Raw genomic sequence first — 768 nt, forward strand, 5'->3', positions numbered from 1 at the left:
ACCGTGGCGTCGAGCACGACGCAATTTAGGTTTGATGATGCAGGAAGGATTGCTGAAAGAAAATATTGATGGTGAAGCACTTATTTGGGCGCATCAGCGCCTTTTATCACGGCGTGAACAGCGTCGGATTCTCATGATTATTTCTGATGGAGCTCCTGTTGATGATTCAACACTGTCCGTTAATTCTAGCAATTATCTTGAAAAACATTTACGCGCGGTGATTCAAGAAATCCAAATCCATTCGCCCATAGAACTTATTGCCATTGGCATTGGTCATGACGTTATACGTTATTATCAACGCGCTGTAACAGTTATGAATGCTGAAGGATTAGCCGACGCGATAACAAAACAATTAGCCGCACTCTTTACCGAAAAAACGCTTCATCTTTATAAGAAATCTTAAGCCCCCTGAAACTGAATCAAAATATTAGAAGCAGTCATAGCAAGGCACATTGCAAAAACAGAAAAAACAACATACCTCTTCTTTTGCTGTTCTAACAAAGGACTGCGTGAGGAGAGTTCCTTAACTTGGGTAATGGAACCCACTCAATACAGGAACAAACAGTAAAAGCCCAAAACAGCGCCCCCTAACCTTAAAACGAGAGCAAACAATCCAGTCTCGTAGTCAACAAAGGCGATTACGCCGCTTGTTCAGCTTTTTTCTTAACAATTTGACGTTTTAACAAACGGGCACGTTGCGATAATTCTTTATCATCAGCTCTGACCAAAAAGCTATCAAGACCACCGCGGTGCTCAACAGAACGCAAA

At 41.9% G+C, this 768-nt stretch carries 2 pseudogenes; one reads left to right on the plus strand and one right to left on the minus strand.

The features are described from left to right. Window positions 1-403: pseudogene (locus ACFIK8_RS11115) on the plus strand (cobaltochelatase subunit CobT); the annotation flags it as partial. Between the two features lie 235 nt (window positions 404-638). Here the strand turns inward: ACFIK8_RS11115 and ACFIK8_RS11120 are convergent. Further along, a pseudogene (locus tag ACFIK8_RS11120) lies at window positions 639-768 on the minus strand (50S ribosomal protein L28); the annotation flags it as partial.

Source organism: Bartonella sp. MR168JLCBS (assembly GCF_042194175.1).